We start from the raw sequence: 23,870 nt of genomic DNA, 5'->3' as shown, positions 1-23,870 counted from the left end.
TCAAATTTAGCTAATAAAGTTGGAACTCTCATCCGGTCTCAATGTTAAAACTTTGTAATTTAACTTTGATTTTTTTAATATTTAAACCTCACAGGTTTTGAAAACCTGTGAGGTTTAGCACATCAACAAACAGCCAATGAATTGATTTAAAACAAAACAGCCACCCAAAAAGGCGGCTGTTTATATAATATGCTTCAGATTTACATTACGATTTCGATCTGATTTCTCAGTAGATCTTCAAACTCATCTCTTTTACGGATCAAATGTGCTTTTCCGTCTAAGAATAGTACTTCAGCAGGTTTTAGTCTTGAGTTGAAGTTTGAACTCATTTCAAAACCATAAGCTCCGGCATTGTGGAAAGCAAGAATATCTCCTTCTCTTACCTCATTCAGTTTTCTGTCCCAGGCGAAGGTATCCGTTTCGCAGATGTTTCCTACTACTGTATAAATTCTTTCTGCTCCTTTTGGATTGGATAGGTTTTCGATCATGTGGTAAGAATCATAGAACATTGGACGGATAAGATGGTTGAATCCAGAATTCACCCCCACAAAAACAGTAGCTGTTGTCTGCTTGATCACATTAGCTTTCACCAATAAATATCCGCTTTTCCCAACTAAGAATTTTCCAGGTTCAAACCATAATTCGAATTTTTTTCCTGTAGATTTTGAGAACTCAGAAATTACTTTTTCTACTTTTTTACCTAATGTTCTCACATCAGTTTCTTCTTCACTATCCTGATAAGGGATTTTGAAACCGCTTCCCATATCCAGATATTTCAGATTCGGGAAATGTTCAGAAAGCTCCAGCATGATCTCCAAAGCCTGCAGGAATACATCCGGGTCTTTGATCTCACTTCCTGTATGCATGTGAAGTCCTTCCACATTCAGGTTTGTACTTTTCATCACTCTTTCGATGTGACGAACCTGGTGAATAGAAATACCGAATTTACTGTCGATATGCCCCGTTGAAATTTTATAGTTTCCTCCAGCAAAAATATGTGGATTGATTCTTACCAAAATAGGATACGAATTTCCGTATTTATTCCCGAACTGCTCAAGAATAGAAATGTTATCAATGTTTATATGAACTCCAAAAGTCATTGCTTCTTCTATTTCAGCAAGATCAACACAGTTGGGAGTAAACAATATCTTTTCTTTTGAAAATCCTGCCTTTAATCCAAGTTTTACTTCATTAATGGATACACAATCCAAAGAAGCGCCCAGATTCTTGACATACTTAAGGATATTGATGTTTGTCAACGCCTTCGCTGCGTAGAAGAACTTTGTATGTTTTAAAAAAGAAGATGTAAGTTTTTCGTATTGAACTTTGATGGATTCCGCATCATAAACATACACCGGGGTGCCAAACTCATTGGCAATCTTTAATAATTCTTTTGAATTCATAATTTCATTTTAACATAAAAAAAGGCAGATTCTTATAAAAAGAGCCTGCCGCATTGATTATTTTTTATGCAAGACAACTCTTTTAAATATTCCAAACCTTAGAGAACCTTACAGCTCCCTTTTTTCCAGTTTTAATTTGTTTAAAATTTTGCATTGCTTCTATTTATTTTTTGCAAAAATACTATTTATTTTTTATTATACGAAAATTGATTTGAAAAGCATCTTCTTTCAGATCAACTTGTAAAGTACTAATTCCTATATCATTTCGGCAAAGACAGGGTTTCAAAATCGCTGCGAAGCAGTGCCAGCTGCAGTTCATTATTCAGATCGGTGGAAGATAGCGGAAGGTCAATTTTTAACTTAGCCAGCTTGCTTAACGTCTGAATCTGGGTAAACAGCTCATAAAAACCAAATGAAACCACTTTCCCGTTTTCAATGATTAAAAATAATTTCTCTCCCAGTTTTCTTCCCTGTCCCAGCCATAGTTCATTCCTCTTTCTGAATTCAACTCTCTGTTTCAGTACTGAAAAATCTTTAAATTCTTCCTGAGTCCCAATAAACTGAACGGCTTTTGTTCCTTGCGTAAATGATCTGAATTTTAAAACTGGTTTTTCGGTTTTATTGAGTGTATTTTTCTCAACTACATATTTATTATTTCTAAAATAAAGCCCGAAAGGCAGAACTTCTTTCTTTTTAATATTCTTGGAATTAAGAATCAGCTTGGCAATAATGTCTGTTCCGGTAAGCTCAAAATTAATCTGTTCAACATCTTTCTGAATCTGTTCCCATTTTTTCGATTTGGAATTGAAAACTTTTTTGGAATATTTGTTGATATCCTGAACATAATCTGAGAACATAATCCGTCCCGCTTCATCCTGAAAATAAACAAAGCCTTTATCATTCGGAAGGTCCTGAGTAAGCTCTTTGATCTTGTTGATGTAGGTTTTTGCATTAGACTCATCATGTTGTTTCTGAATGATTTCGTTTTCGATATCTTTTGAAATCAGAAGTTTGAAAAGTTCTAATGTAGCTCTTGCATCACCTTCAGCCCTGTGGTGATTGGTTAAAGGAATTCCCAGAGATTTCACCAGTTTTCCCAGCGAATAACTTACCTCATCAGGAATCAGTTTCTTAGCCAAAGGAATCGTATCTAAAGTATTGGTTTTGAAGTCATACCCAAGCCTTTTGAATGACTGACGGAGCATTCTGTAATCAAAATCAATATTATGACCTACCAATGTTGTATTTTGAGTTATCTCGATAACTCTTTTGGCAATTTCATGAAATTTTGGAGCAGTTTTGACCATTTTTGGGGTAATACTGGTCAGTTTCTGCACAAAAGGAGTAATATCACTTTCAGGGTTTACCAGAGATATAAACTGGTCAGTAATTTTCTGACCATCATATCTGTAGATGGCGATATCGATAATGCATTCATTTCTATAACCTGCACCATTACTTTCTATATCTATAATTGAATACATTGAATGTGTGTTAACTGCTGTTTTGTCATTTATATTTAAAACCGAAGCTTTATTCCCCGATAAAATCCGGTTCTATTTTTTACTGTTATGTAAAGATAACCTGCTAAAATAACAAAAAATATATCAAAATATAGCAGGTTATCCTTCAAAATTATCTTCTTCTGCCTCCCAGGCCAAACATTCCGAGAATAGCTTTTGCTCCTTCTCTCATTAATGTAGAGGTAAAAGTACGGCCGGCTTTACTCTGCAATACCTGCTCAAACATTCCGGGTTCTTCTTTTACCGGTCTTGTCTTTTGAGTCGGTGCTGGATTTTGTGCAGCCTGTTCCATTCTATTGGTTAGCATTTCATAAGCAGATTCTCTGTCAACAGGCTGCTCATATTTTGCAACAAGTGCCGATTTTGAGGTCAGATCTGAGATTTCTGATCCACTCAAAACATCCATTCTTGATTCCGGAGAGATCAGATAAGTATGTACTAATGGTGTAGGTATTCCTTTTTCATCAAGAGCTGTAACAAATGCTTCACCAATTCCCAAATTCTGGATCAGGCTGGAAGCATTGTAATATTCTGTGGTAGGATAGTTTTCAACGGCTTTGGAAATCTCTTTTTTATCTTTTGCTGTAAACCCTCTTAAGGCATGCTGTATCTTCAATCCCAATTGAGAAAGCACATTTTCAGGGACATCACCAGGAATCTGAGTAATAAAATAGATCCCCACTCCTTTGGAGCGGATCAGTTTTACCATTGTTTCAATCTGTGAGAGAAGAGCTTTAGACGCTTCATCAAAAATCAGGTGAGCTTCATCTATAAATAATACCAGCTTTGGTTTGCCACTATCCCCTTCTTCAGGAAACGTCATATAAATTTCTGCAAAAAGCGAAAGCATGAACGTAGAGAAAAGCTGCGGTTTATTCTGAATGTCAGATACTCTTAAAATATTAACGACTCCTTTTCCGTCTCTTGTTTCCAGTAAATCATGAACATCAAAGCTTAATTCACCAAAGAATCCTGCCGCTCCCTGCTGCTCCAAAGCCACAATAGATCTTAAAATTGTTCCAAGAGATGCTGGCGCAATGGATCCGTAATTGGCTGCAAGCTCAGCTTTTCCTTGTGCATTATCTGTAACATACTGCAGTACTTTCTTCAAATCATTAAGATCAATCAATGGAAGCCCTTTATCATCACAGTATTTGAAAACAATAGACATGATACTTTGCTGAGTATCGTTAAGTTCAAGAATTTTACTTAGTAAAACAGGTCCGAATTCTGTAACGGTAGCTCTCAGTTTCACTCCTTCCCCTCCTGAAATACTCATCAGTTCTACCGGAAAGCTTTGTGGATTATAAGGGAGCTGTGTTTTGGCATACCTTTCTTCAATAACAGGATTCATCTGGCCTGCTTCTGCAATCCCTGAGAAATCTCCTTTGATATCAAGAACCAAAGAGGGAATTCCTGCATGAGAAAGCTGTTCTGCAAACACCTGTAATGTTTTCGTCTTACCGGTTCCCGTAGCTCCGGCAATAAGACCATGGCGGTTAATTGTTTTCAGGGGAATGGTTACGTTTACTTCTGTAACCACTTCACCATCCAGCATTCCCTTTCCTAATATAATATGCTCTCCTTTTGGAGTGTATCTAGCGTTGAGTTCTTCAATAAATTGTGTTTTGTCTGCCATTTGATCGCTTTTTTAAACTTATAAATATAGAATTTTTGAAGAATATTTAAAGATATTTTCTAATGAACTTATCTTTATTTCTTCAAAAAATAAATTTGTATCTGCATAAACAAATTTTAAACCATATGCATTAAATCCTCCACTAATATATGATTTCTGCAGAGGACATGATAAAAAACAGCATTTGCAGATTCATACTATCTAAGGCATTCTTTTTGCTGAAAAAACAACACATACTAAACATATGTTTAACAAAGTATTGAAAGAAACTATCAATGGGATTTAACATTTCATTTAGAATTTATCTAATACTTTGTATCTTTAACTCATTAAAAAAAGACCCCAATGAAAATTGAACAAATATATACGGGCTGTCTGGCTCAGGGTGCCTATTATATTGTATCAGAGAATGAAGCAGTCATTATAGATCCTTTAAGAGAAGTAAAACCTTATCTGGATCGTCTGGAAAAAGACAATGTCATTTTAAAATATATTTTTGAAACTCACTTCCATGCAGATTTTGTATCAGGGCATTTGGATTTAAGCAAGAAAACAGGTGCTCCGATTGTATACGGACCTACTGCTGCTCCTGAATTTGAAGCCATCATCGCTGAAGACAATCAGATTTTTGAGATCGGAAAAGTAAAAATAAAGGTAATGCATACTCCGGGACACACCATGGAAAGCAGTACTTACCTTTTAATAGATGAGAATGGTGTTGAAACAGCAATTTTTACGGGTGACACTTTGTTTTTAGGAGATGTCGGCAGACCCGATCTTGCGCAAAAAGCAACTAATCTTACTCAAGAAGACCTTGCGGGGATTCTATATGACAGTCTTCAGAACAAAATCATGCCATTGAATGACAGCATCACCGTTTATCCTGCTCATGGTGCAGGTTCTGCTTGCGGAAAAAATATGCAGAAGGAAACGGTAGATATTTTAGGAAACCAAAAGAAAACGAATTATGCGCTTAATCAACCCGATAAAGCCTCTTTTATCAGAGAAGTTCTTGATGGTTTAACGGCACCACCGAAATATTTCGGAATGAATGTGGCTTTAAATAAAGGAGGATATGAAAGTCTGGATGTTGTGATGGACAAAGGGCTGCAACCTGTAGCACCGGAAGATTTTGAAGCACTGGCTGAAGAAACCGGGGCATTAATTCTGGATACAAGAGGAGCTGCAGACTTCCATAAAGGATTTGTTCCCAACTCTATCAATATAGGATTGAAGGGTGATTTTGCCCCTTGGGTAGGAAACCTAATCGTGGATGTAAAGCATCCTTTATTACTGATAACAGATGAAGGAACTGAGGAGGAAGTAATTACCAGATTAAGCAGAGTAGGTTTTGATAATGTAGTGGGATATCTGAAAGGAAGTTTTGAAGCCTGGAAAAATGCAGGTAAGGAAATTGATGAGATCAAAAGAATTACCCCTGCTGAATTTGCTGAACAGTTTACAGAAGATGCAAAAGTAATTGATGTAAGAAAACTGACTGAATATTCTGCAGAGCACATTGACAATGCTTACAATAAGCCACTGGACACTATCAGTGACTGGGCCCGCACAATAGATGATTCGGAACACTTCTTCCTTCACTGTGCAGGCGGATATAGAAGCATGATCGCAGCAAGTATTCTTAACTCACACGGAATCAGAAATTTCACTGAAATAGAAGGTGGTTTCAACGGCATTAAAAAAACGGAAAAATTCCCAACTACAGACTTTGTATGCCAATCCAAAACGTTGTAAGATCATGAAAAATAAGTTTTTTGGACTTGTTTTAGCATCAGTTTTTACGCTAAGCGCCTGTAAAACAGCTCATATCGCAGAAACACCCAAAGCCAGCATCACACAAGTTGTCAACAGCTCTGATGTAACATTGGTGGATGTCAGAATTCCGGAACAGTATGCTGCAGGAACGGCAAAAAATGCCATCAACATTCCATTGGCAGAGATTCAAAACAATATAGAAAGCCTTAAGGGTAAAAAAGTTGTTGTATTCTGCAATAAAGGAGTTCAGGCAGATCAGGCTATGGAAATTCTGAAGAAAAACGGAGTGGAAGCGTATGATGGTACTAGCTGGAAGAACGTAAAAGCTATCCAGGACGAAACAAACAAAAAAGCAAACTAATAAAACCAAAATATGTCACAAAAATTTCAGGAAATCATTGATTCCGACAGGCCTGTACTGATCGATTTTTTTGCAACATGGTGCCAGCCTTGCAAAGTACAATCTTCAGTATTAAATACCGTAAAGGAAAATATCGGCGAAGGAGCCAGAATCATAAAGGTAGATGTAGATCAATATCCCGCACTGGCAGCTCAATACGGGGTGCGCGGAGTACCTACACTGGCGATTTTCAAAAAAGGAGAAATGCTATGGAAGGAAAGTGGTGTGCATGATGTGAATACCCTCACCCAACTTTTACAAGAATATGCTTAAAACTGTGATTTTTCACAGTTTTTTTTATAACTCCACACAGATCGCACGGATTTTCACAGATGTTTCTCCTTATTTTTCTTTATATAGAAATTAAAAACCTGTGAAGATCTGCGAAATCAGTGGGAAAAATCTAAAATTCAATCGAAAAAGAATCTCTGTCATTTAAAAACTGGAAATGGGTTCTGAAATCTTTCAAATCATTCATATTCAGTTCTGCAGAGACAAGATTACCCAGTTTCTGAGAAATTTCTTTTCCGTCAGCAAAGAAACAGTGGGAGCTTTCCTGATAAAACAGATCATTTCCATCTATCCCGATTCTGTTTAAGCCAAAGACAAAAGACAAATTTTCAATAGCCCGGGCTTTCAGTAGATGTTCCCATGCTCCTACCCTTTTCTCAGGCCAGTTGGCCACATACAAAATAGCATCATAGTCATCGTTATTTCTTGCAAAAACAGGAAAACGCAAATCATAACAAACCTGAAGCAAAAAGCGTATTCCTTTATACTCAACGATTACCCTGTCTTTTCCGGGTGTATACACTTTATCTTCTCCGGAAAAGGAAAACAAATGCCTTTTATCATAAAAAGATGTTGTCCCGTCCGGCTGTACAAAATACATTCTGTTGTAAAAATTTCTGTTCTCTTCTACCGGAGCACTTCCGCAGAATGCTGTATTTTTCTCTTTTGAGATCTTTTTCAAAAACTCCAGTGATTCATTATTTCTATCCGAAACCTCAGAAGCATCCATACAGAAGCCTGTTGAAAACATTTCAGGAAGAAGAAACAGATCTGCTTCCACATTCTGAAGTTCTTTTTCTATGAGTTTAAAATTTTCAGCTTTATTTTTCCAGATGATATCTAAATTAAGCCCTACAACTTTCATCTTTTATTCTTTTTAAATTATTCTAAATGTGATGTATAAAAATACAGCTTTTATCATACAAATAAAGAATTAAACGGCCGAAAAAATAGTTTTACGCTCCAAAATGAGGTTATATTTCATAATAATTTATTAAAGTCTTTCATTTTTATAATAAGGGCTCTCTTTCGGTTTCATTTTTGATAGAGATATTTTTTATACTATCCTTAAAAATTTAAAATTTATGAAGAAATTGTTTTTTATGGTGACGATTTTCTTTTTTGGGGCTATGGCTAACGCTCAGGCCTGGACAGGAAAAGGAGATCAGAAAGTACAACTGGGGCTGAGTGCCTGGGGATATGGAACCGGAGTAACAGGAACTTATGACTATGGGCTCAACAAACTTATTTCAGTGGGAGCCGGAATCAATGGCTATTTTGACAATTATAAAAACAACGATAAGGATAATCGTGTTTTTGTTTTCGGGAGATTGAACTTCCATTTACAGGAAGCACTGAACCTGCCTTCAAAATGGGATATCTACCCTGGGGTAGACCTTGGAGTACTCGGAAGAGACTTCGGAGTTGGTGCTCATATTGGAGCCAGATATTTCTTCACAGAGAAAATAGGAGTCTTTGCAGAGGTAGGTAATAATGGCAGTCTTGGGGTTTCTTTCAATTTATAATCAAATCGTCTTTAAATATGACAAAGCTTCTCGTTTCGGGGAGCTTTTTTATTTGGCATAGTTTTGATAATTGTTACCTTTGCAAATTAAAATCTAAAATTTATTAATGGAAATAGCAATCAAACTTTTTCAGTTCATTCTGAGCATCTCTATACTTGTGCTTCTTCATGAGCTTGGGCATTTTTTACCGGCAATATGGTTCAAGACCAGAGCAGAGAAGTTTTTCCTGTTTTTTGATCCTTACTTCTCCATATTCTCCATGAAGAAAATCAACGGAAAATGGCAGTACAAATTTTTATCAAAGAACCTGCCGGATTCTGAAGTAATAGAGGTGAACGGAAAGAAGGAAGAAGTTCCTATCGATATATCAAAATTACCGGAAAACGACTGGAGAAAACACCCTGAACAAACCAAATACGGAATCGGATGGCTTCCTTTCGGAGGATATGTGAAAATTGCCGGAATGGTAGACGAAAGTATGGATACTGCCCAAATGAAAAAACCGGCAGAACCATGGGAATTCAGATCGAAACCAGCTTGGCAGAGACTTATTATTATGTTGGGAGGGGTTACTGTTAACTTTTTCCTTGCGTGGTTAATCTACAGCTGTTTATCTTTCTTCAATGGAGAAACGTATACGGATATTACAAAATTCAACAATGGTATTGAAGCTTCTTCTGCAGGAAAGAAAATGGGGTTCCAGAATGGTGACAAAATCATCAGCGTAGACGGAAAACCTGCGGAGAGACTTGAAAATACATCAATCAATATTCTTTTAGGAGATCATGTTACCGTAAACAGAAACGGCCAGGAAGTTACTTTCCCGGTAAATGCTGACGGTGTTGCAGATGTTCTTAAGCAGCGAGAAGCGAAATTATACATTACTCCAAGGGTTTCTATGGTCATTGATTCATTGGCAACTCCTTCTTCACAGGCATCTGGTCTTGCAAAAGGAGATAAAATTGTAGGAATCAATGGTAAGAAAGCCGCATTCTTTGATGAAGTAAGCACTCTTTTAAGTGAAAATAAAGGAAAAACGATTACCGTGGATGTTGAAAGAAACGGAGCTTTACAGACATTACCGGCGGTTTCTGTTGATAAAAACGGAAAACTGGGTGTAGCAATTGATACAAAAAGCATTTCAAAAGCTATCGTAACGAATAAAAAATATTCTTTTGGAGAGGCTATTCCAAGAGGATTTACAAGAACTATTGAAGCATTAACTACTCAGGTTAAGCAGTTCAAAATCATGTTCAACTCTAAAGTTCAGGGATATAAAAATGTAGGAGGGCCTATTGCGATTGTAAAGAATATGCCTGTAGATAAAGATGCAGACGGAAGCTTTAAGATCAACTGGATTGCTTTCTGGAGCTTTACAGCGATGTTCTCCGTATGGTTGGCATTCCTGAATCTTATTCCTATTCCGGGACTTGATGGCGGACACGTTTTATTTACATTATATGAAATTATTGTAGGAAAACCGGTCCCTCAGAAAGTATTGGAAAATGCACAGATGATCGGAGTTATCTTCCTGTTAGGATTGATGTTACTGATCTTCGGAAGCGACATCTTCAAGGTATTTACTGGGAAATTATAATTTTTTTAATTTTTTTCTTAAAAATATTTGTAGGGTATAAATATTCGTCCTATATTTGCACCACTTAAAACAAAGGACATTCCTCCTTAGCTCAGTTGGTTAGAGCATCTGACTGTTAATCAGAGGGTCGCTGGTTCGAGCCCAGCAGGAGGAGCAAAAAGACTTACAGAAATGTAGGTCTTTTTTTATGCCCTACTATGAACAATTTTGCATTAATGTCCTATAACACACAGATTAGTGTGAAGATTAGAATATATTCGCCTCTGTAATTTAAATTTAACGCAAAGGCTTAATATCCGATGTTTAATTTTTAAGGGAGCAAAGATGAAAATCAACTTTGTTGATTCTTTCTAAGCATGCGAATGTTCACTCAACTTTATCAGCGACTCGCCATCTTAGCCTCCTTAACAATGAGATGAATGAATATAATCTTTGCGTTTTACCACTATTAAGACCTACACTTTTAAAAAATATTTTCAAATTACCTTCAGTTTTTATGAAATATTCATCTGTTTCATTGAATTTTATCAGTATTTAAAGCATTTTTCCTGTAACTATTTTGTTAATAATCCGACTATTCTTTTTCAGAGTAATACAGATTGAGAAATTTTCAGCAAATGAATACTTCTCTACAATGACAAAGAAGAATAAAACCAACATATAGTATTGTATAAATACCCAATTGTACCATGAAGAAAACTATTATTTCGTTATTAACAGCATTTTCTATTATCGGGATTTCAGCACAGGAAAAGTCATATTTCTTATCAAGTCCCTCACTGAGCCCGGATGGCAAGACGGCTTATTTCTCTTATGACGGCGATATCTGGAAAGCAGGTTCCAATGGCGGCAATGCTTCAAGAATTACAGCCCTGGACGGAGAAGAAATCAATCCACGTCTTTCGCCGGATGGTAAATGGCTTGCATTCAGCTCTAACCAATATGGAAATTATGATGTATATGTGATGCCTGCTGAAGGAGGAACTATCAAGCAGTTGACGTTCCACACCGGAAGAGACGAAATGGAAAGCTGGGCATGGGACAGTAAAACCATTTACTTTACTTCCAGCAGAAATAATAATTTTGGCAGTTTTAAAACTACAATTGAAGGAAAAACACCACAAAAGCTTTTCAACAATTATTTCAACAACACCAATGGACTTGTAGAAACACCGGCGGGAGAATATCTTTTCACCAGTTCTTCAGAAAGCGCCCATCAGGTGCAGCGTAAGCGTTATAAAGGAGAAAATAATCCTGATATTTTAGGATACAATCCCAAAAGCAATTCTTTCAAACAATACACCAACTATGAAGGAAAAGATTTCAACCCAAGTGTAGATAAAAATGGTATTATTTACTTTATTTCTGACGAGAATAATGGAGAATATAATCTTTATAAACTAGAAAATGGTAAAAAGACTTCTTTAACCCAATTTGATACTTCTATTAAAAAGCCTTTTGTTTCAGCAGACGGATCCAAAGTCATTTTTGAAAAGGATTATCAGCTTTATATTTATGATATCGCTTCAAAAAACACAAAACCCCTGAACATCAGTCTGAATACCAACAAAACGCTGGAAAAAGAACAAAACTTCAATGTGGAAAATAATATTTCTTATTATGATGTATCTCCGGATGGTAAGAAAATGGCCTTTATAAGCCGTGGTGTTCTGTTTGTTTCGGATATTGAAGGAAAATTTGCACAACAGGTTTCTGACGGGAAAGAACGTGCCATGGAAGTAAAATGGCTGAAAGACAACCGTACTCTGCTTTACAGCCAGACTTACAACGGATACCAAAACTGGTTTACTATTCCTGCGGACGGAAAAGGCCAGATCAAACAATTAACGGAAGATTTACGCAATAACCGCAATATAACACTCAACAGCGATCTTTCAAAAGCGGTTTACTTAAGCGGCCGTGATGAAGTAAGATTGCTGGATTTAAAAAGTTTTAAGTCTACAACCATCGTAAAAGACGAAATCTGGGCATTCCAAAACTCAAGACCTTCTTTTTCGCCAAACAATGAATACGTCCTGTTCTCTGCAAAAAGAAACTTTGAACTGGATATTTTCATCTATAACATTAAAAAAGGACAGACGCTCAATCTTACCAATACAGGTGTTTCAGAGGAAGATCCTGTATGGTCTCCAAACGGCAGGTATATTTATTTCGCGAGCGACAGAACCAATCCGTCTTATCCTTTAGGTATGCAGAAATCTAACATTTACCGTATGGCTTTAGACTGGTTTGATGAACCTTTTAAATCTGAAAAATTCGATAAACTCTTCACAGAAGAAAAGAAGGAAACAAAATCTTCTGATAAAGCGAAAGATAAAGACAAGAAGGACAAAAAAGAAGACGACAAGGATAAAGAGAAAAAGGAAGAACAAGAACCGGTAATCAAAGAACTGAAAGTAAATCCTGAAGATACTCTGGACAGAATCGAGCTGGTCACCGACCGATATGGATATCAGGATGATCCAGCCGTTTTCTCTGATGACAAAAAAGAAATTTTATTATTCAACTCTAATCAGGACAATGGAAAAAGACAGCTGTACAAAAAGGTATTCACAGATTTTGAGCCTGCCAAATCCGAAAAAGTTTTCGATAAAGCAGCTTATTACCTTACTAAAAATGAGAAAACCCTATTTGCACTGATAGATGGTAATATTTATAAAACAACTGTTGCAGCATTAAAACCTGAGAAAATAAATATTCAATATAGTTTTGATAAAGACCTGGCATCAGAATTCACTCAGATGTTTGCTGAAGCATGGACTGGTGTGGAAGAAAACTTCTATGATGAAAAGTTCCATGGGATTGACTGGAAGGCAAAAAAGGAACAGTATGCCAAATATCTTCCGTATGTACACAACAGAAATGACCTGAGAATTTTATTAAATGATCTTTTAGGCGAGCTTAATTCTTCACACACCGGATTTTCTTCTACCGGAAAAGAAGAAACAATGTACCTGAACTATTTTACCAATGAAACAGGAATTATTTTCAAAAAAGATCAGCCTTACACCGTAGAAAGTATTGTAAGAAAATCTCCGGCCTTCCGTTCCGGAGTTGATATTAAATCTGGAGATCAATTGATTTCTGTAAACGGAAAAAAAATTGATCTAAACGAAAATATTGAAACGTATTTTACAAGCCCCAAAAAACAGGATGAACTTGTTCTTACGTTCGATCGTGATGGTAAAAATGTAACCACCAAAGTACACCCTATTTCAAACGGAGAATTAAAAGGATTGCTTTATGATGATTGGATCTACAACAATCATCAGCGTGTTGATAAGCTTAGTAACAACCGTATCGCTTATTCATGCATGAAAAATATGTCAACTGATGAACTGGACCGCTTCCTACTGGATATGGTAGAACAGGAAAACAGAAAAGACGCTGTAATTCTTGATCTGCGTTACAATACAGGTGGAAATGTTCATGATAAGGTATTAAATTTCCTTTCTCAGAAGCCTTATTTACAATGGAAATATCGTGAAGGAAAAATGACAACACAGCCTAACTTTGCTCCTTCCGGAAAACCTATTGTTCTTCTGATTAATGAAGCTTCACTAAGTGATGCAGAGATGACTGCTGCCGGATTTAAAGCACTGAAACTGGGTAAAATTATTGGCCAGGATACCTATCGCTGGATTATTTTCACTTCAGCCAAAGGTTTGGTAGACGGATCTTCTTATAGATTACCTTCATGGGGAACGTATACTCTAGATGGGCAAAATCTTGAAAAAACAGGTGTGAAACCTGACATTTATGTTAAAAACACCTTTATGGACCGTCTTCAAGACAATGATCCTCAGCTGGAGCGGGCTGTTCAGGAAATACTTAAAGATTTAAAGAGGTAAAGTTCAGAATCACAATAAATTAGAAAGGCTTACAATAATGTAGGTCTTTTTTTATACCTTTTTTTGCTGAACCATATAATCCTCTGATTAATTATTTTGATAAACTTCTGGTTTTGGCCTAAATAAAGGGGTGCAAGATAAAAATGATCTATTGACAGAGGTTTTATACAAGCTTCATCATGCTATTTCTTGTATTTCTTTGAAGATATTTAGAATTCAACAAAAAATAATCAAAATATTTCTTATTGAATTTCAATACATTTAGTTAAAAATCACTTTGAATAATGGAGAAAACTTGACTGATATTAATATTCCTATTATATTTGCACCACTTAAAACAAAGGACATTCCTCCTTAGCTCAGTTGGTTAGAGCATCTGACTGTTAATCAGAGGGTCGCTGGTTCGAGCCCAGCAGGAGGAGCAAAAAGACTTACAGAAATGTAAGTCTTTTTTATTTTCTGTTTACTCCGGTTTTCATTTTAGTCAAAATTGTTGCTTCATTTATTTAAAAACGATAATACATTTAATAAAAATATTAATACTATTTAAATTTATAACTAAATTTGAGCATTATTTAAAATTCAATAACAATTTAAACTGATATGATCAATAATTCGATAAGAACACGTTCTTTCATGTTGTTATGTACAGTAATAATTGTTTTTGCTTTTCCTCAGAATAGTCTGAAAGAAAAAAACGCTTCCTTTGATACATTTTGTCAAACAGTCAAAAAAAACGAAAAAAAGCGATCTTCAGAGCAAATCATCCGTATTGGTGACTCTCTGTATAAAGCATCTTCAGATAATTGGCAGCAGGTCAGTTCGTCATTTGTAACCATTCAGGGCTATGAAATGCAGAACAACTGGAACAAGGCTTTAAAAGTAGCTTTAAGAGCAGATTCTATAGCTCAGAAAAAAAGTCTTATTTTATTAAAGCCCAGAACAACAGCTGTATTAGGTTCTTTATACAGTAATTTAGGATTGTACAATAAGAGCATTGATTATCTTTCTAAAGCTGAACAATTAGCTAATCATTTGAATAAAGAGGAAGCCCTCGTCAATAAATCATTAATTTATCAGCGTATTTCGGCTGTTTACCAAAAACAGAAGGATTACGAGAAGGCACTCACTTTTAATTTAAAAGCGCTCAACATTATTGAGAATTTAAAAAAGGAATTCCCATCCAATGATTATGCAGCTACTCGGATACCGGTTTTGCTTAATCTGGGAGTAAATTACCATAACCTTGGGCAATATGAGCTGTCAAAGAAATATTACCGCAAAGGATTCAACTCAATTATAGGTTCTGAAAACAATTTTTATCTGTCTTACTTTTATATTAAATATGCTGCTAATGAAATCAAATTAAAAAATGCAGACTCAGCCTTATTTTATATAGACAAATCTAAAGTTTTAGCGAGTAAGTTTGAAGATAAAACACTTCAATTTGAGATTGATTCAAGACTTTCTGAATATTATTTTCTTAAGAATGACCTAAAAAAATCGGACAGCATTAAAAATAAGCTTTTAGAACACTATAAAGACAAGACTCAATCCGAGATGCTGGCCATACAGGATATCATTCACACCAATGAAAGAAAAATTGTCGGCGAAAGCAGAAATACGTCTATTTTTATTATTATTTCAGCAATACTGGCTATCATTTCTTTATTGCTGTATTTCTTTCATCAACACCAAAAAAAGAAAATCAAAATTCACTTTGAAAATATTATACAGGATTTTCAAAATGGAAAATTGCTTGAATCTAAACCCTCTCAAAAGAAAGAAGATAATACAGCCGGTAAAAAAACTCAGTTACCGGAAAAAAAGATTGAAGAACTGCTTCAAAGACTTGACACTTTTGAAAAGAAAAACGAGTTTACCACAAAGAATCTTACCATTTCAAATATGGCTTCTTTGTTTAAAACAAATACAAAATATATCAGTTACATTTTGCAAGAGTACAGAGGAATGAATTTTAATGATTATCTAAATCATGTAAGGATCAAATTTGTCATCCAGAAAATGATTAATCATCCGGAATATCTTAACTACAAAATAGATTATCTTGCAGAGGTTTCCGGCTATTCATCACACAGCCGTTTTGCTCAAATGTTTAAAAAAGAGATAAAATTGTCTCCATCTGAGTTCATTTTGCAGCTAAGCAAGAAAAACAAATAAAACACTATAAATCAATATCTTAACTACGCTTAATACTTGTTACTTTTCTGAATAGTAACAGGCTTTTCCTTGTTCTGCTATCCTTCTGTTCCTAAATTTGCAAATATAAATCACGGAACAATCACATGTAATTTCCCTCCACATATGAGAAGAAAATTTCTTCATGTTCCATAATACATTCTATGATGATGAAGTTTACAATTTTTTATTTCGCAGTTTTTCCCCGTTCCTGCATTTCTGTATATCCAACGATAGCGATTCTAAAAACAAATTGATGGAAAACACAAAAACACATATTTAATTAGCAATTCAAAATTTTCCCGATTGCTTATAAAAAGGCTTTATAGCCGAATAATATCTCCTTTAATTCAAAAACATTTACGACATGAAAAAGAGCTTTTACATTGTATTTATTATTCTTTCGAAAATTTTTCATTCTCAGGTAGGGATTAATACTCCTAATCCTCAGGGTATCTTTAATGTAGATGGAGGCAAAGATAATGCTACAACAGGTTTACCAACAACTGCCCAACAAGCTAATGATTTTGTTGTAACTGCTACCGGAAGTGTAGGAATAGGAACTACAGTTCCTAACAGCTCATCTATATTGGATATCTCTTCTGCAGATAAAGGATTATTACCTCCCAGACTAGAGCTTGCTGCAGCCAATCTTGCTTTGCCTTTATCTTCTCATGTCCAGGGTATGGTAGTTTATAATACAGCGACATCCGGAACGCAACCCAACAATGTTTCACCAGGCTTATATATTAATGATGGAACAAAATGGGATAGAATGTCCACTTCTATACAAACCTACTCTTCATTTTATGGTTCAATCAATTATGGAGATATTAATGGTTTTACAGGTACTGTTAATTTACCTACCACAGGGTTTATTGTTTCATCATCTAAAACGGATGTTACAGGAGGTGATGACTTATTGGTAACCCACAATTTGAATTTATCCGGACCTCAGAATATCACGGTTACTATATTATCTAATGTGTCAGGAAATAACTATTCACAATACAACAGAGACAATGACTGGTATCAACCTGTAATTCACGACATTACTCCTAATTCTTTCAAAGTTTATGTCGAAGAAAACTCAGGCACAGCACAAAATGTGAGCATGATGATTCAGCTAACAAATTATTAATACAACCCCTAGCCTACAACACAGGCAAAAGACTTACAGAAATGTAGGTCTTTTTTTGTATATATTTTAAACCAAAATAACAACCGTCGGCTTGGTAACATCGCATCTCTTCACATTCTATTAATACCCTGATTATTATCCTTTAAGCATTAAAATTTCTCGTTTAATTTTAATAATCACATATATAATTTTCCCTACATTTGCCGTTTTATAGGGGATACTAAAAATATTTTATTTTTTTACCTATTTTTTTTAATAAACTGCATACTTTTTGTTTATGCTAATTGCCTGAAGAAACGAATGATGTTAAACAATAACTCCAAAAAACACTATCTTTTATTTTTTTTCCTGATCCTCTCCAGTTCCTTATGCGCTCAAAACCGGGCCAGCGGCAGGGTGGTTGACGAAAAAAACAATAAAGAGCTCACTAAGGTTGATATTTTTATCAACAATAGCAAAACACCTTCCCTGACGACAACTTCAGGCAGCTTCATCGTTCAGTCAGACAGTATTATCCATCAGCTAAAATTTTCCAGAAAAAGTTATACTACAGAAACGCTTGATATTACCCCTGAAAATGCCGAAAATATTTTCGTACAACTTTCACAGGCTAAAGTAAGTGACATCCAGGAAATTGTCCTTCAAAGCGGCAAAACTAAATACAAGAATAAAAAAGAAAACCCTGCTTACGCTATCATGCAAAAAGTATGGGCACAAAAAAGAAATAATGGGTTAGAAAAATTTGATACCTACTCGTATAAAGAATACGAAAAAACCCAATTTGACCTCAACAATCTGGATAGTGCCTTCATGAAGAAAAAGATTTTCAATAAACTGGATTTCATTTTCGATTATGCTGATTCTACAGCAAGTGGAAGACTGGGTCTTCCCATCTTTTTGAATGAAGCAGTATATGAAAATTTTGGTAAAAACAGGCCAGATAAGGACAGCAAAAGAACATTAGTTGCTCAAAAAACATCAGGTTTTCAGGACAACCAGGTGATTACTGTTTCAGCTAAAAATCTCTATCGGGATATCAACATCTACGACAATACCTTAAATTATTTTGATATCGGATTCCAAAGCCCTGTGGGAACAGATGGATTCAGCACTTACGACTATAGTCTTATGGATACCATTACTATTCGTGGTGAGAAAGCCTTTCAGATCAGATATCAGCCCAAGAGAAAAGATATCCTTGCCTTTCAGGGAAACCTTTATATAGATACGGATACCTATGCCGTTTTAGGGGCAACATTAAAGTCAACCCAGAAAATCAATGTAAATTTCGTCAACAGTGTCTATACTCAGGTGGAGTACGACAATCCTGATGAAACAACTTTTCTTCCTAAAAAACTGATTACAGAATTTGAAATGAGCCCTTTTTCAAAAAAGAAAGGTGCTAAAAGTATTATAGCCAAAAGATCGGTAGATTATTCCGAATATCAGTTTAATAAGCCTCTTGATCCAAAAGTATTCAAACGTACGGAAGAGGAATATGAAGACAAGTTCACCAATAAAGACGATGCATATTGGACTAAAGCCAGACCTGACACTTTATCAAAAGCAGAACAGGGCGTTTACAACATGCTTGATCAGCTTCAGCAGACCCCAAAATTCAACCGAATGGTAAAACTGTTTGAGACCCTTGGTTCAAGGTATTACAATGCCTTTAAAGGAATAGATATCGGTCCTATTTTCTCTATTTATGGAAGAAATGAAGTGGAAGGAGACAGAATAAGATTAGGAGCAAGAACCTATTTCGGCTTGAATGATACCTGGAGAGCTCAGTTTTATACAGCTTATGGGTTCAAAGATCAGCAGTTTAAATATGGCGTGGAAGCAAGATATATGTTCAATAAGCTCAACCGTTTTATGATTGGAGCAGGAACCAGCAGAGATATTGTTCAGCTTGGGGGGCAGCTTACATCCGGTGATGGTGTTACCCCACAATCTTCATCTTCCAGCACCTTTTTTGCAAGAGGAGAGAACATTTCTTTAAGCTCTGTAAACAAAACAAGTGTTTTTGCAGCTATTGAACCCTGGAAAAACTTCCAGATAAGAGTGGATGGAGTGATGCAGAGCATTAAATCTGCCATTCCCGAGAAATTCAACCTTATGTATCACAAAGATGGGCAGCTGAGACAAACAGTTAATGATTCTCACGTTACCATCAGCTTAATTGCAAAACCGGGAGCTAAGTTCTCACAAACCGGAATTGACCGTTACCAGGCCAGAAACCTTGCACCAACCATTGTTTTAAGATATACCAGAGGTATTGAAGGGTTATTTAATGCTGACTTCAATTATGATAAGCTTCAATTCATGCTTTATAAACCATTTTTAATTGGAAGCATGGGTAAATTGGTTGTGAATTTTGAGGCAGGAAAGAATTTCAACACTGTTCCATTGGCATTGCAGAACATCATTCCGGCCAACCTGTCCTATGGTTTGGTACCTAATACATTCTCTCAGCTTAACTATTATGAGTTTGTTACGGATGCTTATACTACACTTCAACTGGAACACCATTTTAACGGCAAAATCCTTTCTTACATTCCTTTGATTAAAAAACTGAAACTCAGAGAAGTTGCATTCATCAGAGGAGCTTACGGAACGTTAAGTGATGCTTCCAAGGCAATCAACGTAGAAGGTTTTAAATATTCCGCGCCAAGTGAACATATTTATTATGAATACGGATTCGGGATTGAAAATATAGGAATCGGGAACCTTAGAATCTTCAGAGTAGATTTCAACTGGAGGGGAAACTATCTTGACAGACCGGATATTTCAAAATTTGGGGTTAAAGCAGGATTCCAGGTAGGATTCTAGACAAAATATAATATAAAACAGGATCGGCGGCTTCTTTGAAGCCGCCGATCTTTTATTTTAGTTTTATAAAAAAGTCAAAGATGATAATTAAAAGCACTCACATGGCTCTTCTACATCAAGCAGGCAACGCATTTTCTGCTCCTTTGTCATTCCGCACCAGATATCACATGATGTAATGGGTTTTGGTGGACATAATGCTAAAGCCGCTCCTCCATTGATTTCTTTAAGGTTTTCCTTCGTTAATTTTTTCAAATTTTTCATGATTATATTTAGTTTTATTTGTTGCCTACTCTCTCTGCTTTTCGGCTTCCGCAATGATTTTTTATTTAATTACGGACAAATATATAAATATTTCACAAAGAAATGAATACTATAAAGAACGGACAATAACTGAATAAAAAAAAACCTCAGCAAATGCTGAGGTTTTAATTTTTATAAAACGCTTACAAAATTATGCGTTTGGCTCTACAGATACGAAAGATCTGTTGTTTGCTTTCTTTCTGAAAACTACTTTACCATCTACTAATGCAAACAAAGTGTGATCTTTACCGATTCCCACGTTATCACCTGGGTGGTGCTGAGTACCTCTTTGTCTAACAATAATATTTCCGGCAATAGCTGCTTGTCCTCCGAAAATCTTCACACCTAATCTTTTAGAGTGAGACTCTCTACCGTTCTTGGAACTACCGACTCCTTTCTTGTGTGCCATTTTATTACTGGATTATTTATTAAGTGCTTTAAATTGATCGATATTCTTAATGATAGCAGCATCTACTTCTTCATGAGTAAGAATATTCTTTTCTAATTCCACTTTAACTGCTTTACCTAAAGTAATTAAAGTTTCTCTGTTCTCTTTAGACTGAGACAAGTTGTTTTTCTTTAAGTGATAGTTCAACTCGTGATCTTCACTAAAGTTAACAGTTGCGTTGTCTGAAAGAACTTCACCTTTCACAGTTTCTTTTTTAGCAGCAGCTTTTTTAGCTCCACCTTCAAAACCAGTAATACCAGTGATTACGATTTGAGTTAAAGATTGTCTGTGACCGTTTTTCACTTTGTAACCTTTTCTTCTTTTCTTTTTGAAAACGATTACTTTATCAGCTTTTACGTGGTCAAGGATCTCTGCTTCCACAGTGATTCCGTTTACAGCTGGGGCGCCTACAGTGATTGCACCGTTTACAGTAAGAAGAACTTTATCGAAAGAAACTTTTCCTCCTTTATCTCCTTTTAAACGGTTTACAAACAACTTCTGGTCTTGCTCAACTTTGTATTGAAGCCCTGCTATTTCTACAATTGCAAACATTGTTTATAAATTTTTAGTTATTTCGAGGTGCAAATATACATATAAATTTCTAATTAGCTTACAATCAAAGCAATGTTTTTTTAATTAAAATCCTATTCACTATATTTTGAATAATTTTTTTTAATAATGTACTCACACTTAAGAGATAATTTCATACCTTCGTTTTACCAAATTGAATTTATATATGAAAAGAAACTTTAATCTCTGCTTACTAGCAGGCGCCATTGCTGTAACTTCATTGACAGCATGTAGTGATGACCAAATGGACAACAATGTTCAACCTCAGCCAGAAGCACTTAGTGCAAAAATTGATCAGCCAGGAGATCTTGAAAAAATCTGCTCTTATGTAGATAACAACTGGAGCTCTAATTCAGTTTTATTGACCGGACTTCAAAATTCCACAGACACCAACTTTATGAACGGTCAGATGACTAAAATTGCAAGTATGTGGGGAAGAAGCAATCCTACTCTGAGATTTGTAAATGATCCATCCAATTACAATTCAACGTACAATGCAATTTCCTATTCTACCGGAAAAATCTATTATGGATACGCTATCTATTATGATGCGAAATCAAAAGGAGGCGATATTGTGAATGCAATGATCCTTGCTCACGAATATGGACATCAGCTGCAGTATATCTTTGGACTTCCATCTGTAAACGAAAACACAGCCAGACCTAACGAGCTTGAAGCTGACGGTTTTGCAGGATACTATTTGAGAAGACCTAACGGATACAATAAAACAAGCTTCCCGGAAATTGCAGCAGCTTATGAGTTTGCCCAAAGTATCGGAGATTATCAGACTACCAATCCCGGACATCACGGAACACCTGCACAGAGAAGATCAGCAGTGCGTTTAGGATTCCTTTTGGGGCAGTATGACCTTAACGCTTCCAATTTCGATTATAATTTCTTCTATTATTATCAGGGAGTATTAAACGGAACTTACAAGATGGCTAAAAACACAGTAAATCCTGAAATTGACGCCTACATGAGTCAATACATAGATGAACTGAGAAAAATTCAGTCAGGAGAAATTTCCGCAGAAGAATTTAAACATCTTCAATAAACAAGAACATTCATTTTTAGCATATTTAAGAAAGGAGGCGGGCAGTATGTTCCGCCCCTTTTTTGTTTTTAAAGTTTTTATGTTCTATAAAATCAATTTGTTTGTATTTTTGAAAAAATAACAAAAAGAACCTCCAAGCAATCTATAATGAACAGAGATCTCTATATTGATTTCGCCAAAGGGCTGGCTACACTTTCTATCATATTTATCCATACTGCTTTCTGGTCTGGCCAGTTTTATATTCCTGCAGAAATAAGAGTCTTCTCACTCGTTTTTGACGTTGCCCTTTTTTATGCCCTAAGTGGGATTACTTCCGGAACCAATATTGAAAAAACGTTGTACCGCCTGCTAAAACTGCAGATTACATATATGATATTTGTGACTTTCCTGTTCTTTTTAGATTATTTCTTTAAAATTTTCGGACTGAGTTTCTTTTCTATGGAATGGCTCCAAAGTTTTTATTCCACATTTGGATCAAAATATTCTACCACCAGCATTTCAGCAACTCCTCAATGGGAAAATCTGGGCAACTGGTATCTTCACCAATATACCAATGCTGACACTTTTCCTGTGGTGATGGGAAGCTTCTGGTATCTTAAAGTTTATTATGTACTAACTGTTTTTGGTGTCCTTATCTTAAGGTTCTTCCCGAAACATATCAATTGGTTTATCGGGCTTTGTATAGGTTTAACCTTATTATTTAACATCTTCCCGGAATATTATCCAACCGGACAGGTGGGATATGTAGCTTTTTATCTTGCTGTTTTTTTAATTGGAAACAAAATGCGTGGGAAAAAGATTCCGGCCAAAGCAATCCCTGTCTTGTATGCACTTGTGGGAGTTGCTCTTGTATGGATGTTCTGGTACTATGGAGGAGAAATTTTCTATAAAATCAATAAAAACAAATTTCCGCCTAAAATCCCTTATATCATCTGGGCGCTATTCTCTCTGGTAACTCTATTTGTTCTTTATAACCGATTAAAGATTACAAAAGAAAACTTTATCACCCACATCGGAAAGAATGCTATTTTCTTCTACTTTGCCCAGGGAATCAGTTCTTCTTTGGTCTATTTCCTGGTTGTCCCGTTAAAAGAAAATATGCCGTGGTGGATATTAATGATCATTATTTATGGCATTAATATCATTTTAGCCTTCATTATTTCTGCAGGATTGAAAAAAGTGGATGCATCAGGCTGGAAGATTCTGGAATTCTTAAGAAGAAAGACCGCATCTTAAGACTTTAGCGATCAAATTGAAATAAAGTCACATTTCTTATCTCAATTTGTTTAAATTTACAAA

18 protein-coding genes and 2 tRNA genes are annotated in these 23,870 nt (G+C 35.6%); 13 read left to right on the top strand and 7 right to left on the bottom strand.

Going from position 1 to position 23,870, the window contains the following annotated elements:
• Window positions 1-200 precede the first annotated feature (200 nt).
• The 3 genes from lysA to SFA27_RS00860 form a co-directional block, all read right to left on the bottom strand.
• Complete coding sequence (lysA, locus tag SFA27_RS00870; protein ID WP_175627301.1) at window positions 201-1,403, bottom strand: diaminopimelate decarboxylase; 1,203 nt, start codon at window positions 1,401-1,403, stop codon at window positions 201-203.
• A 260-nt stretch (window positions 1,404-1,663) separates the two neighbouring features.
• Window positions 1,664-2,887 (bottom strand): PolC-type DNA polymerase III, encoded by a 1,224-nt coding sequence (locus tag SFA27_RS00865; protein WP_407295513.1) that lies wholly within the window; start codon window positions 2,885-2,887, stop codon window positions 1,664-1,666.
• 151 nt (window positions 2,888-3,038) lie between these two features.
• A complete protein-coding gene (locus SFA27_RS00860) occupies window positions 3,039-4,565 on the bottom strand; it encodes a helicase HerA-like domain-containing protein (RefSeq protein ID WP_047377253.1) in 1,527 nt (508 codons plus the stop codon).
• 345 nt (window positions 4,566-4,910) lie between these two features.
• On the opposite strand from SFA27_RS00860, the gene SFA27_RS00855 reads away from it, so the two are divergent.
• The 3 genes from SFA27_RS00855 to SFA27_RS00845 are packed head-to-tail and all read left to right on the top strand — an operon-like array spanning window position 4,911 to window position 7,014.
• Window positions 4,911-6,320, top strand: a complete 1,410-nt coding sequence (locus SFA27_RS00855; RefSeq protein ID WP_047377252.1) for a rhodanese-like domain-containing protein — start codon at window positions 4,911-4,913, stop codon at window positions 6,318-6,320.
• A gap of 4 nt (window positions 6,321-6,324) precedes the next feature.
• Window positions 6,325-6,702 (top strand): rhodanese-like domain-containing protein, encoded by a 378-nt coding sequence (locus SFA27_RS00850; RefSeq protein WP_052184708.1) that lies wholly within the window; start codon window positions 6,325-6,327, stop codon window positions 6,700-6,702.
• A gap of 12 nt (window positions 6,703-6,714) precedes the next feature.
• Entirely contained in the window at window positions 6,715-7,014 is a 300-nt protein-coding gene (locus SFA27_RS00845) for a thioredoxin family protein (RefSeq protein ID WP_047377250.1), read from the top strand.
• Between the two features lie 130 nt (window positions 7,015-7,144).
• Here SFA27_RS00845 and SFA27_RS00840 read toward each other — a convergent pair whose 3' ends face one another.
• Window positions 7,145-7,897, bottom strand: coding sequence for a nitrilase-related carbon-nitrogen hydrolase (locus SFA27_RS00840; RefSeq protein WP_407295510.1), 753 nt, complete (start codon window positions 7,895-7,897; stop codon window positions 7,145-7,147).
• A 220-nt stretch (window positions 7,898-8,117) separates the two neighbouring features.
• Here SFA27_RS00840 and SFA27_RS00835 point away from each other — a divergent pair, with 220 nt between their 5' ends.
• The 8 genes from SFA27_RS00835 (at window position 8,118) to SFA27_RS00800 (ending at window position 20,199) form a co-directional block, all read left to right on the top strand.
• Window positions 8,118-8,558, top strand: coding sequence for a DUF6646 family protein (locus SFA27_RS00835; RefSeq protein ID WP_047377248.1), 441 nt, complete (start codon window positions 8,118-8,120; stop codon window positions 8,556-8,558).
• A 106-nt stretch (window positions 8,559-8,664) separates the two neighbouring features.
• Entirely contained in the window at window positions 8,665-10,155 is a 1,491-nt protein-coding gene (rseP, locus tag SFA27_RS00830; protein WP_407295507.1) for an RIP metalloprotease RseP, read from the top strand.
• 80 nt (window positions 10,156-10,235) lie between these two features.
• A tRNA-Asn gene (locus tag SFA27_RS00825) sits at window positions 10,236-10,309 on the top strand.
• A 535-nt stretch (window positions 10,310-10,844) separates the two neighbouring features.
• Window positions 10,845-14,027, top strand: coding sequence for a S41 family peptidase (locus SFA27_RS00820; protein ID WP_407295504.1), 3,183 nt, complete (start codon window positions 10,845-10,847; stop codon window positions 14,025-14,027).
• 348 nt (window positions 14,028-14,375) lie between these two features.
• Window positions 14,376-14,449, top strand: a tRNA-Asn gene (locus tag SFA27_RS00815).
• A gap of 214 nt (window positions 14,450-14,663) precedes the next feature.
• Entirely contained in the window at window positions 14,664-16,208 is a 1,545-nt protein-coding gene (locus tag SFA27_RS00810) for a helix-turn-helix domain-containing protein (protein ID WP_407295502.1), read from the top strand.
• Window positions 16,209-16,593: 385 nt separating this feature from the next.
• Entirely contained in the window at window positions 16,594-17,367 is a 774-nt protein-coding gene (locus tag SFA27_RS00805; protein ID WP_407295499.1) for a hypothetical protein, read from the top strand.
• Window positions 17,368-17,763: 396 nt separating this feature from the next.
• Window positions 17,764-20,199: a DUF5686 family protein gene (locus tag SFA27_RS00800; protein ID WP_407295497.1), complete on the top strand. Its 2,436-nt coding sequence runs from the start codon at window positions 17,764-17,766 to the stop codon at window positions 20,197-20,199.
• Window positions 20,200-20,286: 87 nt separating this feature from the next.
• Here the strand turns inward: SFA27_RS00800 and SFA27_RS00795 are convergent, their stop codons facing one another.
• From SFA27_RS00795 to rplU, 3 genes are all read right to left on the bottom strand, one after another.
• Entirely contained in the window at window positions 20,287-20,460 is a 174-nt protein-coding gene (locus SFA27_RS00795) for a bacteriocin-like protein (protein WP_156118420.1), read from the bottom strand.
• 190 nt (window positions 20,461-20,650) lie between these two features.
• Window positions 20,651-20,908: a 50S ribosomal protein L27 gene (rpmA, locus tag SFA27_RS00790; protein ID WP_027372929.1), complete on the bottom strand. Its 258-nt coding sequence runs from the start codon at window positions 20,906-20,908 to the stop codon at window positions 20,651-20,653.
• Between the two features lie 12 nt (window positions 20,909-20,920).
• A complete protein-coding gene (gene rplU, locus SFA27_RS00785) occupies window positions 20,921-21,499 on the bottom strand; it encodes a 50S ribosomal protein L21 (protein WP_081995486.1) in 579 nt (192 codons plus the stop codon).
• 184 nt (window positions 21,500-21,683) lie between these two features.
• Between rplU and SFA27_RS00780 the strand changes: the two genes are divergently transcribed.
• Together SFA27_RS00780 and SFA27_RS00775 are read left to right on the top strand one after the other, a co-directional pair.
• Entirely contained in the window at window positions 21,684-22,571 is an 888-nt protein-coding gene (locus SFA27_RS00780; RefSeq protein WP_407295493.1) for a metalloprotease, read from the top strand.
• Between the two features lie 147 nt (window positions 22,572-22,718).
• Complete coding sequence (locus tag SFA27_RS00775; protein ID WP_407295490.1) at window positions 22,719-23,807, top strand: acyltransferase family protein; 1,089 nt, start codon at window positions 22,719-22,721, stop codon at window positions 23,805-23,807.
• The last annotated feature ends 63 nt before the right edge of the window (window positions 23,808-23,870 follow it).

Origin of the sequence: Chryseobacterium sp. HR92 (assembly GCF_045689405.1) — a bacterium.
GTDB classification, from domain to species: domain Bacteria; phylum Bacteroidota; class Bacteroidia; order Flavobacteriales; family Weeksellaceae; genus Chryseobacterium; species Chryseobacterium viscerum_A.
Note: the sequence above shows the minus strand (reverse complement) of the source record. Positions and strands in the feature narration are given on the sequence as shown.